This is a genomic window from Bacteroides mediterraneensis, assembly GCF_016900355.1.
Lineage (GTDB): Bacteria > Bacteroidota > Bacteroidia > Bacteroidales > Bacteroidaceae > Phocaeicola.
The window spans coordinates 374106-391405 of sequence record NZ_JACJKA010000001.1 but is presented as its reverse complement, the minus strand read 5'-3'; the positions used below and the strand labels follow the sequence as shown (position 1 = coordinate 391405).

At 48.2% G+C, this 17300-nt stretch carries 12 protein-coding genes; 9 read left to right on the top strand and 3 right to left on the bottom strand.

Going from position 1 to position 17300, the window contains the following annotated elements; translation table 11 throughout:
• Positions 1-49: 49 nt before the first annotated feature.
• From H6A28_RS01675 to H6A28_RS01645, 7 genes are all read left to right on the top strand, one after another.
• Positions 50-5659, top strand: coding sequence for an alpha-2-macroglobulin family protein (locus H6A28_RS01675; protein WP_204478641.1), 5610 nt, complete (start codon positions 50-52; stop codon positions 5657-5659).
• A gap of 134 nt (positions 5660-5793) precedes the next feature.
• Positions 5794-6879: a DUF1573 domain-containing protein gene (locus H6A28_RS01670; protein WP_204478640.1), complete on the top strand. Its 1086-nt coding sequence runs from the start codon at positions 5794-5796 to the stop codon at positions 6877-6879.
• A 7-nt stretch (positions 6880-6886) separates the two neighbouring features.
• Entirely contained in the window at positions 6887-7987 is a 1101-nt protein-coding gene (meaB, locus tag H6A28_RS01665; RefSeq protein ID WP_204477332.1) for a methylmalonyl Co-A mutase-associated GTPase MeaB, read from the top strand.
• Positions 7988-8117: 130 nt separating this feature from the next.
• Positions 8118-9515, top strand: coding sequence for an ATP-binding cassette domain-containing protein (locus tag H6A28_RS01660; protein ID WP_204478639.1), 1398 nt, complete (start codon positions 8118-8120; stop codon positions 9513-9515).
• Complete coding sequence (locus H6A28_RS01655; protein WP_204477317.1) at positions 9512-10309, top strand: ABC transporter permease; 798 nt, start codon at positions 9512-9514, stop codon at positions 10307-10309. The genes H6A28_RS01660 and H6A28_RS01655 overlap by 4 nt, the downstream gene beginning before the upstream one ends.
• Positions 10303-11094: an ABC transporter permease gene (locus H6A28_RS01650; protein WP_204478638.1), complete on the top strand. Its 792-nt coding sequence runs from the start codon at positions 10303-10305 to the stop codon at positions 11092-11094. The genes H6A28_RS01655 and H6A28_RS01650 overlap by 7 nt, the downstream gene beginning before the upstream one ends.
• A complete protein-coding gene (locus H6A28_RS01645; protein WP_430641259.1) occupies positions 11091-12434 on the top strand; it encodes an ABC transporter substrate-binding protein in 1344 nt (447 codons plus the stop codon). The genes H6A28_RS01650 and H6A28_RS01645 overlap by 4 nt, the downstream gene beginning before the upstream one ends.
• Positions 12435-12519: 85 nt before the next feature.
• Here H6A28_RS01645 and pfkA read toward each other — a convergent pair whose 3' ends face one another.
• The 3 genes from pfkA to cmk all read right to left on the bottom strand — a co-directional run bounded on the left by pfkA (position 12520) and on the right by cmk (position 15127).
• Positions 12520-13500 (bottom strand): 6-phosphofructokinase, encoded by a 981-nt coding sequence (gene pfkA / locus H6A28_RS01640; RefSeq protein ID WP_148330126.1) that lies wholly within the window; start codon positions 13498-13500, stop codon positions 12520-12522.
• A 75-nt stretch (positions 13501-13575) separates the two neighbouring features.
• A complete protein-coding gene (locus tag H6A28_RS01635) occupies positions 13576-14442 on the bottom strand; it encodes a 4-hydroxy-3-methylbut-2-enyl diphosphate reductase (protein WP_204477313.1) in 867 nt (288 codons plus the stop codon).
• The gene (gene cmk / locus H6A28_RS01630) at positions 14429-15127 is read right to left on the bottom strand and encodes a (d)CMP kinase (RefSeq protein WP_148330128.1); all 699 of its coding nucleotides are present in this window, start codon (positions 15125-15127) and stop codon (positions 14429-14431) included. The genes H6A28_RS01635 and cmk overlap by 14 nt, the downstream gene beginning before the upstream one ends.
• A gap of 418 nt (positions 15128-15545) precedes the next feature.
• Here cmk and H6A28_RS01625 point away from each other — a divergent pair, with 418 nt between their 5' ends.
• Positions 15546-16235, top strand: a complete 690-nt coding sequence (locus H6A28_RS01625) for an energy transducer TonB (RefSeq protein ID WP_204474598.1) — start codon at positions 15546-15548, stop codon at positions 16233-16235.
• Positions 16236-16313: 78 nt separating this feature from the next.
• Complete coding sequence (locus tag H6A28_RS01620; RefSeq protein WP_204474599.1) at positions 16314-17297, top strand: polyprenyl synthetase family protein; 984 nt, start codon at positions 16314-16316, stop codon at positions 17295-17297.
• Positions 17298-17300: the final 3 nt, after the last annotated feature.

Sequence of the window (17300 nt, the reverse complement as noted above, 5' to 3'; positions counted from 1 at the left end):
GCTTTATCTTTATAAGAAACCAATGAAGTAAAATTTAAAATTAAAGGATATGAACAGATTATTCTTGCTAAGCGTCGTTTGGTTGTGGGCTCTTCTTACCCCGTTGGTCGGGGCTGCTCAGAGTTATGACCGTCTGTGGAAAGAGGTAGAAGAGAGCCGTAAGAAGGATTTGCCGAAAACCCTGATTTCACAGGTAAATCAGATTTATGAAAAAGCAAGGAAGGAAAAGAATACGCCACAGTTGTTGAAAGCCTATCTTTCACGTGTGGAATGTCAGATAGAATTGACGCCAGACAGTCTGCCGAAGGAACTTCAGTATATGAAAGATTGGGCGATGGAAGAGAACGATCCTTTGCAAAAAGCAGTGCTGATGTTCCTGACAGGATATTATCTGCTGGAGTCAGATTCGGAAAAGACGGACAGCGTGCGGTATTATTTCGACCAGTCGGTCAAAGACAAGGATGCCTTGATGGCTGTTTCAGCTGCGGATTTCCGCCCTATGGCGAGGGTTGGAAAATGGAGCCAGCGTTATTTCGGCGATACGATGTACGACTTGCTGTTGCGGCAGGCCATTTATCAGTGGAAGATGAATGGCCGGGATAGCAAGGAGGTGCAGTGTACGGTGTACGATGATTATGAGAAGTTGTTGGAGCAATATAAGGCTGTAAACAATCGGGAGGCTGAGTTGTTGACGCGTCTGGAACGGTTGGATGGCTGGCTGCACAGGGGATGGAAGTATCCGCAACAGGTATCGGACACACAAGCGGTGGAATGCTGGAAGTCATGGACAGAAGCCTATTCCGGGTTGGATGCTTGTGCGGCCGTATACATCTGCTGGGCCGATTTCTATCACCAAAAACAGGATTATGTGTCCGAAATGAAAGTGATTGAAGAAGGTTTGAAGCGTTATCCTAAGTCGGAATTTGCCGCCGACTTGAAAGACAAGCAGCGTATTGTGTGCATGCCTTCACTTTCGGTGCAGGTAACCCGACCTTATCCGCAGGCAGAAACGGAACTTCGTGTCGTCAGCAAAAATCTGAAAGGGGCTACGCTGGAATGGTATAAATTGAATCTCAAGGCATCTTCTTCTGTGTTTGCCAATAGTGTGGACCATGCAGCGTTAATCAAGAAATATGGCAAACTGGTGGACAAGGTGCGGCTGGACTTGCCGGATACACCTGATTATAAGGATTCGGTATCAGTCTTGACTCGTCGGATGCCGGAGGCTGGGATTTATGTGTTGAAGTCGATTCCCGATGGCTATAAGGATAAGACAGGATACGATGTGGTACATCTGTCTTCACTCCAGGTGGTTTCTTTCCCGATGGAAGGAAATCAAACGGAATGCCATGTGGTGGACCGGAAGACCGGTTCGCCGGTGGCTGGAGCCGAACTGGTGTTCTATTCGATTTCGGTACCGGGCAATTATACGGTATATAAGACTTATCTCACAGACAAGCAAGGGAAGGCGGTTGTGCCGGATATGAAATCACAGTTATGGATGCATGTACGTACCGCAAAAGATGATTTTATGGAAGTATCTTATTGGTCCAGAAGAGTCTTGTCGACTGTCAATCGTTCTCAGAAAACGACCGACCGGATGGATTTGTTTACCGACCGGGCGCTTTACCGTAAAGGGCAGACGGTCTATGTGTCGGGAGTAGCCTATACGCAGGAAGGGGATGAGGTACAGGTCCGCAAGGGTGCGGCTGTTTGGCTGGCATTGCGGGATGCCAACAACCGGGAAATCGCCCGAAAAGAATTGACGACCGATGATTTCGGGGCATTCTCCACGGAATTTCAGTTGCCGTCGGAAACCTTGGCCGGTACCTTCCGTATTGAATCGGACAAAACTTCTTGTACTATTCGTGTGGAAGAATACAAACGTCCGACGTTTGAGGTAACTTGGAAAGACGTACAGAAAACCTATACCATGGGCGATTCCCTGACGTTGGAAGGGACAGTGAAGAAATTTTCCGGCGCTCCCGTGCAAGGTGGCAAGGTACGTTATACTTTGACGCGTTCGAAAGCGTGGTTCTGGCGGGCGACTGCAGAGGAACAACAACTGGCGGAAGGAGAATTGACAACCCAGCCGGATGGAACCTTTGCGGTAAAAGTCTGTTTGGTACGTCCGGATACGGAAGTCTCTTTGGGATGGGACGGATTCTATCGTTACCAGGTGAAGGCGGAAGTGACGGATGTGGCTGGAGAAACCCAGGAAGGGCTGATGGTGCTTCCGGTAGGGGAACATTCTGTAGGTTTGCAAATCAAGGGGCTGAGAGAAAAGGTCGCTCGGGAAAAACTGGAGAAGATTCAGGTGCAGGCTTTGAATCTGCAACGGCAACCGGTGATGCTGCAGATGCTTTGTCGTCTTTATGTCTTGAATGAGGCAGGAGAGAAAGGGCAGACCGTGTGGTCGGATACGGTATCGTCCGCTCAGCCTTTCTTACCGGAAGAATGGAAGAAACTGGCTTCCGGAAAATACTTGCTGGAGGTTTCGGCCCGTGATGACCAGGGACGTCCTTGCCGTACAGAACAGGAATTCATTCTTTTCTCTTTGAGTGACAGTGTTCCTCCGATAAAGACCGTGGAATGGTTCTATCAGGACGGTACGGAACTGCGTGTCGATCAGCCGGTGACGTTGTACGTGGGCAGTAGTGAACCGAATGTGCACCTGTTCTATCATGTGTATAGTGGAAATAGGATGCTGGTATCAGAGGTGCAGGTCTTGAATCAGGAAATCCGTCCGTTCTCCTATACTTGGAAGCCGGAGTACGGCGAGGGTATCACTGTGAGCTTCGGCTTTATGAAGGACGGCATCTGGTATTCCAAGCAGGTGGCTTTGAAGCGCCCGGTTCCTGAGAAGAAATTGACCTTAAAATGGGAGACCTTCCGCGACCGTCTGCGTCCGGGTACGGAAGAAACCTGGACGATGCGGATTTTGGATGCTTCCGGTAAGCCGGCAGATGCCCGTCTGTTGGCTACGTTATATGATGCTTCCCTTGACCGTTTATGGGAGAATCCATGGAACTTTAACTTAAGTTTTAGTCGCTATACGCCTTCGGTAATACCGTTTATTCAGCAGGTGAGCAGCGTAGCAATGGCTTATTCTCCATTCTATACTTATTCGTTGTCATCGGTCTATGTGCCGGATAACTGGCAGTTATACAGTAGTTTGTGGATTCCTTCCTTGCGACAGTACAGAAGTTTTACCCGCAACGGATGGATGATTCGAGGAACGGGAATCATGATGAAGGCAGCTGTAGCGGCACCGAATAGTATGATGAAAGAGGATGTAGCTTTGGCGGAAGAGGGATTCTCTCAAAATGATGGGATATCGCGTGTGGAACTTCAGTCGGAGACAGTGAATATAGAGGTTGAGTCGGATCTGACTTTACGGGAAAATTTTGCGGAAACCGCTTTCTTTTATCCGGATTTGCGTACCGATTCAACTGGTACTGTACGGTTGGTATTTACTGTTCCAGATGCGTTGACCCAGTGGCGGTTCCAAGGATTTGCCCATACTCGTGACATGGATTATGGACTGATGCAGGCTGAAACCCGTACTGAAAAACCGTTTATGGTTCAGCCGAATTTGCCTCGTTTCCTTCGTAAGGGAGATAAGGCTTCACTGGCAGCTTCGTTGATGAACTTATCTACCGAGGAGGTGAAAGGGAAGGCCCGGCTGGAGCTGGTGAATCCGGTGGATGGAAGCTTGGTCTATCAGTCTGTCCAGGACTTTCAGGTAAAGGCCGGAGAGACGGGCAGTGTACGCTTTGCCTTTCCAGTAGATACAGATTGTGAGGTCTTGATTTGCCGGATGCAGGCAGAAGCCGGGGAGTTCAGTGACGGAGAACAGCATTATCTGCCGGTCCTGACCGATAAGCAGTGGATTACTGAAACTCAGTCGTTGCAGGTAGAAGCGGGGCAGTCTCAGCAAGTGAACTTGGAGAAGATGTTCAACGGGCAGAGCAAGACTGCTGAAAATTGCCGGTTGACCATTGAATTGACCTCTACGCCAATATGGTACGCCGTACAGGCTCTTCCGGTGGTAGGCACTCCACAACAGGACGATGCGTTCTCTTGGGCGACTGCCTACTATGCTCAGACGCTGGCACAGAAGATTGTGGAACTGAATCCGCAGATTCAGACGGTGTTTGATGCGTGGCGGAAACAAGGCGTGAAGAAAGAAACCTTGTGGAGTGAATTGGAGAAAAAGCCGGAAGTAAAGAATCTGTTGCTGGCAGAAACTCCTTGGCTGGCTGAGGCGGCCAGTGAGCAGGAACAACGGCAGCGGATTGGCTTGCTGTTCGACTTGAACACGATGAAGTATCGCATGGAGCAGACCGTACAGAAACTGGCTACCTTGCAAAAAACGGATGGAAGCTGGAGCTGGTTTGGTGGTATGCAGGGCAGCCGGATGGTGACTACCCAAGTGACGGAATTGCTGGCTCGTCTGAAATCTATGCAAGTAGGATTGGACGTACGGGTATCGGATATGTACCTGAAAGCGTTGAATTATCTGGAAGAAACTTTTTGTGAGGAATATCGGCAATTGAAGGAAAATGAGTCGAGAACAAACGGGAAACTGTTTCCCAGTGGCTTGGCTGTGAGATATTTGTATATCGTGTCGTTGGATAAGGCTGCTTCGGACAGGGTACAGCCGTCAGCCAAGGCATACATGGTAGCGAAACTGGAAAACCGTTCCAGCGAATACACCATTTATGAGAAAGCCATGATTGCCCGTATTCTGCAGGCACAGGGAAAGACACAGCAGGCTGAAATCCTGGTACATTCCATCAAGGAATACACGGTGACTACCCCGGAAATGGGCCGTTATTTCGATACTCCGAAAGCCTTGTATGCTTGGAACGGATATCGGATTCCGACGCAGGTGGCTGCCATGGAAGCTATCCAACGGATAGAGAAGGATGAAACGATGCTGAACGAGATGAAACACTGGTTGTTGAAACAGAAGCAGGTGCAGTGCTGGAGTACGCCGCTGGCTACGGCAGATGCCCTTTATGCTCTGTTGTCGGATGGAATGGCGTTGAAAGAAACCGGAAAGATGGAGGCAAAGGGTATAGATATCCGACTGGAGACTCCGGACGACGGACTGGGCTATATACGTCAGACTTGGACTGGAAAAGCTGCGGAGGAAAAGGCACTGACGGTCAGCCAGACGGGAAAAGGTGTCGGATGGGGAGCGGTCTATACCCAATACTTGGAAGAAATGGACAAGATTCAGTCGTTTGAAGGTGACGGCTTGAAGGTTTCACGGGAGTATATATATAAAGGTAAGACTTTGAAGCGGAAAGCGACGTTGCACGTCGGCGACCGGCTGACGGTTCGCTTGACTTTCCGTACCGACCGGGATATGGACTTTGTCAGTCTGAAGGATGAACGGGCAGCCTGCATGGAGCCCGTAGAGCAATTGTCGGGTTATGTATGGAAGAATGGCTTGGGCTATTATCGGGCACCCGGAGATGCTTCCACTTCGTTCTTTATGGACCATCTGCGGAAAGGTACGTATGTGATAGAATACGAGGTCTATATAGACCGTGCCGGAACCTATCAGGCCGGTACGGCTACTATCCAGTCAGTCTATGCACCGGAATTTGGAAGTCATACAAAAGGAGAGGTTCTTCAAGTGGAATAAATCAGTCCGGGCAGGTGTTTCCTGCCCGGATTTTTTTGTGTCGTAGGCTCGGCGGAATAAATTTTCAGACTTGATTTTGCTTGTTTCTGTTTTCTCTTTATCTTTGTTTCCATAATTTAGAAAGAATAAAATCAATGAAACGTATATATACTCTTTTCTTGTTGTGTATGGCTGCCTGTTTTTCTTTGTTTGCACAGCCTAAAATTACTTTTGACATGCAGACGAAAGATTTGGGGTATGTCTTGTGGAGAAATCCGGCCACTGTTGTTTATTCGTTTACCAATACGGGTGACAGTCCCTTGGTTATCTCTAACGTAACGACCTCTTGCGGCTGTGCCAAGGCTACTTGGACAGAAGAACCGGTCCCGGCTGGCGGAAAAGGGAAGATTACAGTGGTGTTCGATGCAGAAGCTATCGGACATTTCTATAAGGATGTGGGCGTGTATTGTAATGCGTCTCCCATGCCTATTTATCTGGATTTTAACGGAGAAGTGACGGCCGATGCCAAGAACTTTTCGTTTACTCATCCGTATGCCATCGGAGCTATCCTATTGAACATGGATGAACTGGACTTTAATTCGGTGAACAAAGGAGACCATCCGGTAATTGAACTGCAGGTGGCTAACTCTTCCAATAAGGCGTACTCGCCCGTACTGATGCATTTGCCTCCTTACCTGGAAGCTACGGCAGTACCGGAAAAGTTGGGACGAGGAAAAGCAGGTAAAATCCAGGTTACGTTGGATTCAGAGAAACTTCCGAAATTGGGTATTACCCGTGCTTCCGTCTATCTATCCCGTTTCCCGGGTGATAAAGTAGGAAGTGAGAATGAAATTCCTGTATCTGTGGCTTTGTTGCCCGATTTCTCCAAACTGACGGAACAGCAGAAGAACAATCCGCCGCAGATTACCTTGTCGGCCAAGGAATTGCAGTTTGTAGATTTGAAACCCAATCAGAAGAAATCGCAGACCATAGTCATTTCAAATACGGGTAAGTCTAACTTGAACATTCAGGATATGCAGGTGTTTAGCATGGCGCTGGCCGTGAAGCTGAACAAGAGGGTACTGAAACCGGGAGAATCTACGAAAATGAAGATTACCGTGCTGGCTCACAACCTGTCTCGCGTGAAAGGAACTCCGCGTGTCCTGATGATAACCAACGATCCTAACCAACCGATGATTACCATCCGTGTGAAAGCCCGGCTGAAATCGTCGGATAAATAAAATATATATGGAACACCCCGAAAACAACGAAGCTTATAAGGGGTTAACTGTAAACCAAGGAGTGGAACAGCCCTCCATTGTTAATCCTTATCTGAAACTGAGAAAGAAACCCAAACGTCGCCAGTACACGGCTGCGGAGTATGTGGAAGGTATCGTAAAAGGCGATGTGACCATGTTGAGTCAGGCCGTGACGCTGGTGGAGAGTGTAAAACCGGAGCATCAGGCCTTGGCGCAGGAAGTCATTGAAAAATGTCTGCCTTATTCCGGTAATTCCATCCGCATCGGCATCAGTGGGGTGCCGGGTGCCGGAAAGAGTACGTCGATTGACGTATTCGGCTTGCATGTATTGGAAGAAACTGGAGGCAAGCTGGCCGTGCTGGCCATCGACCCCAGTAGTGAGCGCTCCAAAGGAAGTATCCTGGGCGACAAGACCCGCATGGAAAAATTGTCTGTACATCCCAAATCCTTTATCCGTCCGAGTCCTTCTGCAGGCTCATTAGGAGGAGTGGCCCGTAAAACCCGTGAGACCATCATCTTGTGTGAGGCAGCGGGGTTCGACAAAATCTTTGTGGAAACGGTTGGAGTAGGGCAGAGCGAGACGGCCGTCCATTCCATGGTCGATTTCTTCCTGTTGATTCAGTTGGCAGGTACGGGAGACGAGTTGCAAGGCATTAAACGAGGCATTATGGAGATGGCCGACGGCATTGTCATCAATAAGGCCGACGGAAACAACATTGAAAAAGCCAAGTTAGCGGCCACTCATTTCCGCAATGCTCTTCACCTTTTCCCTGCTCCGGAGTCTGGATGGACCCCTCAAGTGCTGACTTATTCCGGTTTTTATAATATCGGTATCAAGGAAATCTGGGACATGATTTACGCCTACATTGATTTTGTGCGCAAGAACGGATATTTTGAACGTCGGCGGAACGAACAGGCCAAGTACTGGATGTATGAAACCATCAACGAGCATCTGCGCGACAGCTTTTATCAGAATCCGCAGATTGCTTCTCTGTTGCCTTTGCAAGAGCGGGAAGTGCTGGAAGGAAAATCCACTTCTTTTTCTGCGGCGAGGAAGCTGCTGGAACTCTATTTCGCGGGTTTGAAATGAAAATATTGCATAAATATGTAGATTCTTTTACAATTCTTTGTGGACTGAGTAAAAATAAAGAAGAAAAGCCAGAGATATCATCCTGCACAATGAATTAATATGTAACTTTGCGGACCAATTTTAAGAAATCATGCAAAGTGAAACCAAACCGATTATAGAGGTAAAGGGCGTATCGAAGTTTTTTGGCGAGAAAACAGCCTTGGATAACATCAACCTGTCCATCAAGAAAGGAGAGTTTGTAACCATACTGGGACCTTCAGGCTGCGGCAAGACTACCTTGCTGCGCCTGATTGCCGGTTTCCAGACGGCTTCGGAGGGAGTTATCTGCATTGCGGGTAAAGAGATTACCCAGACTCCGCCTCATAAGCGTCCGGTGAATACCGTATTCCAGAAGTACGCATTGTTTCCCCATCTGAATGTGTATGACAACATTGCTTTCGGACTGAAACTGAAGAAACTTCCGAAAGACGTAGTGCTGAAGAAGGTCAAGGCTGCCCTGAAAATGGTGGGAATGACCGACTATGAGTATCGTGACGTGAATTCGCTTTCCGGCGGACAGCAGCAGCGTGTGGCCATTGCCCGTGCCATTGTGAACGAGCCGGAGGTGCTGTTGCTGGATGAACCCTTGGCAGCCCTCGACCTGAAGATGCGCAAGGACATGCAGATGGAGTTGAAGGAAATGCACAAGTCGTTGGGCATTACGTTCGTGTATGTCACCCACGACCAAGAAGAGGCTTTGACGTTGAGTGATACCATCGTGGTGATGAGCGAAGGTCGTATTCAGCAGATTGGTACTCCTACTGATATTTACAATGAACCCATCAATTCGTTCGTGGCCGATTTCATTGGCGAAAGCAACATCCTGAATGGAGTGATGGTGAAAGACAAACTGGTGCATTTCTGCGACTGTGACTTTGAATGTGTAGATGAGGGCTTTGGCGAGCAAGTGCCGGTTGATGTGGTGATTCGTCCGGAAGACTTGTACATATTTCCGGTATCAGATATGGCGCAGCTTCGCGGCGTGGTACAGTCGTGCATTTTCAAGGGAGTACATTATGAGATGGTAGTACTTTGCCACGGATACGAGTTTGTGGTGCAGGATTACCACGCATTCGAGGCAGGTATGGAAGTGGGCTTGCTGGTAAAACCTCACGACATCCATATTATGAAAAAAGAGCGGTTGTGCAACACCTTTGAAGGTAAGTTGCTCGATGCCACCCATGTGGAGTTCTTGGGTTGTGAATTTGAATGTGCACCGGTCGACTTGCAGAAAGTACCTTTAGGTGAAGTGCAGGTAGAAGTGGATTTTGACAAGATTGACTTGCAGGACGATGCGGAAGACGGTACATTGACAGGAGAAGTGAAATTCATTCTTTATAAAGGAAATCATTATCATCTGACCGTCTGGTCGGACTGGGATGAAAATGTATTTGTCGACACCAATGACGTATGGGATGACGGAGACCATGTGGGGATATCCATTGCTCCGGAAGATATCCGGGTACGTGTAAAACAGGAGGAACGATGAACAAGCTACGTTTGTTTTTTCTGTCACGGAGAAGCTGGACTTTGCCCTACTTGATTTTTTCAATCATCTTCGTGATTATTCCGTTGGTCCTGATTGTGATTTATGCCTTTACGGATGATATGGGCCGGATTACGTTGGATAACTTTCGGAAGTTTTTGGCACATCCGGAAGCCGTCAATACCTTTGTGTATTCCATCGGTATAGCCTTGCTGACGACTATCGGTTGTATTGTGTTAGGTTATCCGGCGGCGTGGATTCTGAGCCGGAGCCGTTCCAGCTATTCCCGTACGCTGATCATGTTGTTCATCCTTCCTATGTGGATTAACATCCTGATTCGTACGCTGGCTACCGTGGCACTGTTCGACTTTGCCAGTCTTCCGTTAGGTGAAGGAGCCTTGATTTTCGGAATGATTTACAATTTTATTCCGTTTATGATTTATCCCATTTACAATACGCTTCAGAAAATGGATCCCAGCTATGTGGAGGCAGCGCAAGATTTGGGAGCTAATTCGTTCCAGGTGTTCTGGAAGGTGGTTCTTCCGTTGTCCATGCCGGGGGTCGTGAGCGGCATTATGATGGTGTTCATGCCTACCATCTCGACCTTTGCCATTGCGGAACTGCTTACCATGAACAACATCAAACTGTTTGGTACCACCATTCAGGAGAATATCAACAACAGCTTGTGGAACTACGGAGCGGCGCTTTCATTGATTATGCTCTTCCTGATTGCCGCCACCTCTTTGTTTAGTGCCGACGAAAAAAGTGATTCGGAGAAAGGAGGGCAGGTATGGTAAAGAAGATCTTGATGCAGACCTATCTGTGGGTGTTGTTGCTGATGCTGTATGCACCAATTCTGATTATTGTGATTTATTCATTCACCGAAGCCAAGGTGTTAGGTAACTGGACAGGCTTTTCATTCAACCTGTATCGCTCGTTGTGCAATACGAGTGCCCATCATTCGCTGATGAATGCCTTGGTCAATACGGTAGCCATCGCTTTTATTGCCGCTACGGTTTCTACCCTGCTGGGTAGTGTGGCTGCCATTGGCATTTACAATCTGAGAGCCCGTAGCCGGAAAGCCATGGGATTCATCAATACCATTCCGATTCTGAACGGAGATATCATTACCGGTATTTCCCTGTTCCTGCTTTTCGTGTCATTGGGCATTACCCAGGGTTTCACGACCGTGGTGCTGGCACACATCACTTTCTGCACGCCCTATGTGGTGTTGAGTGTATTGCCGCGCCTGAAGCAGATGAATCCGAACCTGTATGAGGCAGCACTCGATTTAGGAACTACTCCCATGCAGGCCTTGTGGAAGGTGATTATCCCGGAAATCCGTCCCGGAATGATCAGCGGTTTCCTGCTGGCACTGACCATCTCCATCGATGATTTTGCCGTGACGGTGTTTACCATCGGCAACCAGGGACTGGAGACGCTTTCTACCTATATTTATGCGGATGCCCGCAAGGGAGGATTGACACCGGAACTCCGTCCGTTGTCTGCCGTGATTTTTGTGGTGATTCTGGTGCTGCTGATAATTATTAACCGTAGAGCTGACAAAGCAAAGAACAAATGAAACAGAAGATGAAAAGGTGGAGCTGGTGGGCCTTGCTCTGCATGTGTTGCCTGCTGACAAGCTGTTACAATACGGATGAGTCGCGCGAGAATGTGCTGAAGGTGTACAACTGGGCCGATTACATCGGTGAGGGAGTGCTGGAAGATTTCCAGAAATATTATAAGGAACAGACGGGAGAAGATATCCGCATTGTGTATCAGACTTTCGATATCAACGAAATCATGCTGACCAAGATTGAAAAGGGGCATGAGGATTTTGATGTGGTCTGTCCGTCGGAATACATCATCGAGCGGATGTTGCATAAAGGATTGTTGCTGCCCATCGACACCGTTTTTGCCCACTCACCCAATTACATGAAGGGGGTAGCCCCTTACATTCGTCAGCAGATAGACAAGCTGACGGTGCCGGGCGACCAGCCGGCCAGCCGGTATGCGGTCTGTTACATGTGGGGTACGGCCGGACTGTTGTACAATAAGAAATATGTCTCTGCGCAGGATTTACGTTCCTGGGGGTGTCTGTGGGACAAACGTTTTGCCGGGAAGATTCTGATGAAGGACTCTTACCGGGATGCGTATGGCATGGCGTTGCTGTATGCCCATCGGGAAGACTTGAAAGACAGTACCCGCAGTGTGGCCAGTCTGATGAATGACTATTCACCGGCCTCTATGGACTCAGTGGAAAAATATCTGAAACTGCTGAAGCCCAATGTGGCAGGTTGGGAAGCCGATTTTGGCAAAGAGATGATGACCAAGGGAAAGGCATGGATGAACATGACTTGGAGCGGCGATGCCCAGTGGGCTATTGAAGAAGCTTCGGCAGTAGGAGTGGATTTGGGATATACCATTCCAGAAGAAGGAAGCAACGTGTGGTACGACGGCTGGGTGATTCCCAAGTATGCCCAAAATCCGAAGGCTGCCAGTTATTTCATCAACTTCCTGTGCCGTCCGGATATCGCTTTGCGGAACATGGAAGAAAACGGGTACGTCAGTTCCATTGCCGCTCCGGAAATTATGGAGGCTTGCATTGATTCCACTTTGGATAAGGAAGTGGATGCCAGTTACTTCTTCGGTCCGGAAGCCCGTCACGTGAAATTGCGGAACACCCAGTATCCCGACAAGTCGGTGATAGCCCGTTGTGCCATGATACGCGATTTCGGCGACAAGACTGTAGATGTGCTGGAAATTTGGTCGCGGGTGAAAGGAGACAACCTGAACAGTGGGCTGGTCATTCTGATTCTGCTGGTGTTTGTCGGACTGAGTGCCTGGCAGATTCGTCGTCGCTGGCTGCGCTATAAGCGGAGCCATTACAAGCGTTCGCGCCGGAAGCTTCGCCACAAGTAAGTCACAAATTGAGGGAACCAAAAAGAAACCTCCTTTCCGGGTGCGCCCGAAAAGGAGGTTTCTTTTTATGTGATATAAGGGAATATCAGATAGACAATTCATGCAATACGTTCACCAGTTCACGGTCAATCGGCTTGTCGTTCTTGATAGCCTTGGCAAACGGTACGTACACAATCTGGTCGTTTTCGATACCGATCATTACGTTGCGCTGGCCTTCCATCAATGCCTGGATGCTGGCTACACCCATACGGCTGGCGATGATACGGTCGTGAGCTGTCGGACGTCCACCACGCTGCAAGTGTCCCAGAATGGTGACACGAACATCATACTGCGGATATTCGTTCTTCACACGTTCCGCATAGTGCATGGCTCCACCCGTGATTTCACTTTCGGCTACCAGTACGATGGAACTGTTCTTTGATTTACGGAATCCGTTGTTGATGAATTCTTCCAGCTGGTCTACTTCCGTGTTGAATTCCGGAATGATGGCTGCCTCTGCTCCGGCAGCGATGGCACCGTTCAATGCCAAGAAGCCGGCATCACGTCCCATCACTTCCACGAAGAACAGACGTTCGTGAGAAGTTGCGGTATCACGAATCTTGTCCACTGCATCCAGAATCGTGTTCAGGGCAGTGTCATAACCGATGGTCGTGTCTGTACCAAACAGGTCATTGTCGATGGTGCCGGGAAGTCCGATGCAAGGTACGTCAAACTCTTGTGCCAGCAGACGGGCACCGGTCAAAGAACCGTCTCCACCGATGATGATGAGGGCATCGATGCCTTCACGTTGCATGGTTTCGTAAGCGATTTGACGTCCTTCTGGGGTACGGAATTCCTGACAACGTGCGGTTTTCAGGATTGTACCTCCTAATTGTATGATATTGCTGACATTTTCAGTCTTAAATTCCTTGATTTCACCCGTAATCAATCCTTTATAGCCTCTGTAAATACCTTTTACTTTCAGTCCGTTGTAGATAGCGGAACGGGTGACGGCTCTGATTGCGGCATTCATGCCTGGTGCATCACCTCCGGAGGTCAGAATACCGATACATTTAATAGTTCCCATAATTGTTAGTTGTTAGTTTGATTTTTATGAAGCAAAAGTACAAAAACTGTTGCTATTTTGCGGTGAATTTCTTCCTTATTCTTCGTTCATTATAACTTTTTTACACGCTTCCATCAGCCATTTAGGCGTAGAAGTGGCTCCACAGATTCCAATGGAATGTGCACGTGACAATATGCTCTTGTCAATCTCTTCCGGTTTGTCAATCTGATAGGAGTTGGGGTTGACTTTCTTACATTCTTGAAAGAGGATTTTTCCATTGGAACTTTTGTGTCCGCAGACGAAGAAAATCAGGTCATGGCTGGCCGCGAATTCCCGGATGTGGGGCATGCGGTTGGCCACCTGCCGGCAGATGGTATCGAAATATTGGAAAGAGGCTTCCGGAGAGATGTGTTCCTCGATATAGGAGACAATCTGGCGGAACTCGTCGAGCGACTTGGTGGTCTGTGAATACAGCCGGATGTCTTTCGTCATGTCGAGTTTGGTGACTTCTTCAAGTTTCTCAATGACAATGGCTTTTCCTTGTGTCTGTCCTACCAGACCGAGTACCTCAGCATGGCCGTTCTTCCCATAGATGACAATCTGTCGTTCCCGCCCGCTGGGAGTCGTGTCATATTCCTGCTTGATTCTTTTTTGCAGGCGCAGTACTACCGGGCAGGTGGCATCGATGATTTCAATCTGGTTTTTGCGGGCCAGTTCGTAAGTTTCGGGTGGTTCGCCGTGAGCACGCAGCAGTACCTTTACATTCCGCAGGCGGGCAAACTCTTCGTGGTTGATGGTAATCAGTCCCAGTTTTTTCAGACGCTCACATTCCTGTCCGTTGTGCACGATGTCGCCCAGGCAATATAAGGGTTCTCCTTTTGCCAGTTCTTCTTCTGCCTTGGAGATGGCCGTGGTCACTCCGAAACAAAATCCGGACTCCTTATCTATTTCAATGTGATGCATGGGTGGCTTTTTCAAATTGTTCCTTTAACCATTCTTTCTGTTCGGGAATCGTCATTTCGCTGTTGTCCAGCAGGATGGCGTCGTCGGCCTTGCGGAGCGGGCTCACTGTCCGGTTTTGGTCAATGCGGTCGCGTTCTTCCACGTTGTGCAGGATTTCATCGAAGGAGGCTTCCTGTCCTTTGGCCTTGAGTTCCTCGTAGCGGCGCTGGGCACGGATCTGTGCGGAAGCGGTCACGAAGATTTTCAGTTCGGCGTCGGGAAAGACTGCGGTACCGATGTCTCGCCCGTCCATGACAATCCCTTTTTCCTTGCCCATTTCCTGTTGCTGACGTACGAGTGCCTCCCGTACGAAACCGAGAGCGGCTACCGGGCTGACATGGGAGGAGACTTCCATGGTACGGATGCGTTCTTCCACGTTTTTCCCGTTGAGGAAAGTCATCGGGCGCTGGGTTTCCGGGTTGAGCTGGAAGGAAATCTGGATTTGTCCCATCTGCTGGCGGAGCGCTTCTTCCTGAATGCTTCCGTCGGCATTAAACAATCTGTTTTCCAGACAATACAGTGTAACGGCCCGGTACATGGCGCCGCTGTCTATATAGATGTATCCGATTTCTTTGGCTAAGTCTTTAGCCATGGTACTTTTCCCGCAGGAAGAGAATCCGTCGATGGCAATAATAATTTTTTTCATGTTTCGGCTTCGATAAAATAGATTTCGCATTGACAAAGATAGTGTAAATCCTTTGTATATCGGATGTTTTGGATAAAGTTTTTGGCGTCTCTTCCTTATAATATAAAGTAGAAATTCGTTTGGGATTCCAGAGATGAAAAAACGTTGTAGCAATGATTCGGATACCTGTTTGTGTTTTTTTACGTTTCCTTTCCGGAAAACCTATGTTTCTCATGTCGGAAACGTAGGTTTTCCCTGCGTGAACCCTACGTTTCCGCACAGGGAAACATAGAACACGTAAGGCGATGTGCTGATTATTTCAAGTGCGGAATAAAAAATATGCATTGTTTTACATTATTTTTATGTCAGGGTGGTGGAGTTTCGGGGATTTATGCTACCTTTGCCACGTATAGAGTATTAACCTTTAATAAACACATTTATGGAAGTCAAAAAATCGCCTAAAGCGGACCTCGAGGGAAAAAGAACCACGTGGTTGTTGTTCGGCTTCATACTGGTCTTGGCAGCGATGTTCGTAGCGTTCGAATGGACAGAACGTGACAAGCAGATTGTTACCGAAACAGGTATCGTCGAACCTATTTTTGAGGAAGAAATGATTCCTATCACTGAACAGCAGGAACAGCAGCAGGCACCGCCTCCTCCTGAAGCTCCGAAAATGGAAGAAGTGTTGCAGATTGCAGATAACGATGCAAATGTACAAGAATCTACTATCCAGTCAAGTGAGGATGACAACACGCAGGCTGTGGAAATCAAGTATGTGCCGGTTGAAGTGGAAGAAGAAGAACCGGAAGAACAGCAGATTTTCCAGGTAGTAGAAGAGATGCCGGAATTCCCGGGTGGTATGGCTGAATGTTTGAAGTTCATTGGTAAGAATATCAAATATCCGACTATTGCACAGGAAAACGGTGTACAGGGACGTGTAATCATCCAGTTTGTGGTTAACCAGGATGGTTCTATCGTTGACCCGGTGGTGATGCGTAGTGTAGACCCGTACTTGGATAAGGAAGCGCTCCGTGTGATTAAGATGATGCCGAAATGGAAACCAGGTAAGCAGCGTGGTAAACCTGTACGTGTGAAATATACCGTACCTGTAACCTTTAAGTTGCAGTAATCTAATGATACTATAAATTGAAGTAAAGGCTGCATTTTTGCAGCCTTTCTTTTTTCTCCTTTATAAAAACTTATTCCCATGAAACAATATACCAGCGAACAATTGTTGCAGCAAATTCATGAATACATCGGACAGCTTTCTTACAAGCGGAAACCGATGGGTTTGTATGAACCGATAGAGTATGTGTTGGGACTGGGCGGAAAACGCCTGCGTCCGGTGTTGATGCTGTTGGCTTATAATTTGTACAAGGACGATGTGGAACGCATATTTCCGCAGGCTGCCGGCATTGAAACCTATCATAACTTCACGCTTTTGCACGATGACTTGATGGACAAGGCCGACATGCGGCGTAACAAACCGACTGTACATAAGCGGTGGAACGAGAACACGGCCATCCTTTCAGGAGATGCCATGCTGATTCTGTCCTATCAGTTTATGATGCAGCAATGTCCGGCAGAATATGTGGGAAAGGTGATGGAGGTGTTCAGCCGTACCGCACTGGAAGTTTGCGAAGGACAGCAGTGGGATATGGAATTTGAAGAGTTGACGGATGTGACGGTAGAGCAATACCTTGAAATGATTCGTTTGAAAACCTCTGTGCTGTTGGCCGCCGCCTTGAAAATCGGAGCCATCCTGGGAGGTGCACCCGAAAAGGATGCGGAACTTCTGTATGACTTCGGGGTGAAGATGGGACTGGCTTTCCAATTGCAGGACGATTACCTTGATGTGTATGGCGATCCAGCTATATTCGGCAAGAAAATCGGAGGGGACATTCTCTGCAACAAGAAAACCTTTATGCTCATTACGGCATTGGAGCAGGCGCAGGAAGCTGACAAAGAAGCACTTTTGGGATGGCTGCATGTGGAAGACTATGCACCGGAAGAGAAGATCCAGTCAGTAACCGCTTTATATAATAAGGTGGGTGTGGCGGCTATCTGCAATGCTCGCATTGATACGTATTATAAGGAAGGATTGGATTTGTTGGAGCAGGTGGACGTAGAACCGGCCCGTAAGGAAGAACTGAAGGCTTTTGTCTGCCGTTTGATGGATCGTAAACTGTAAGAA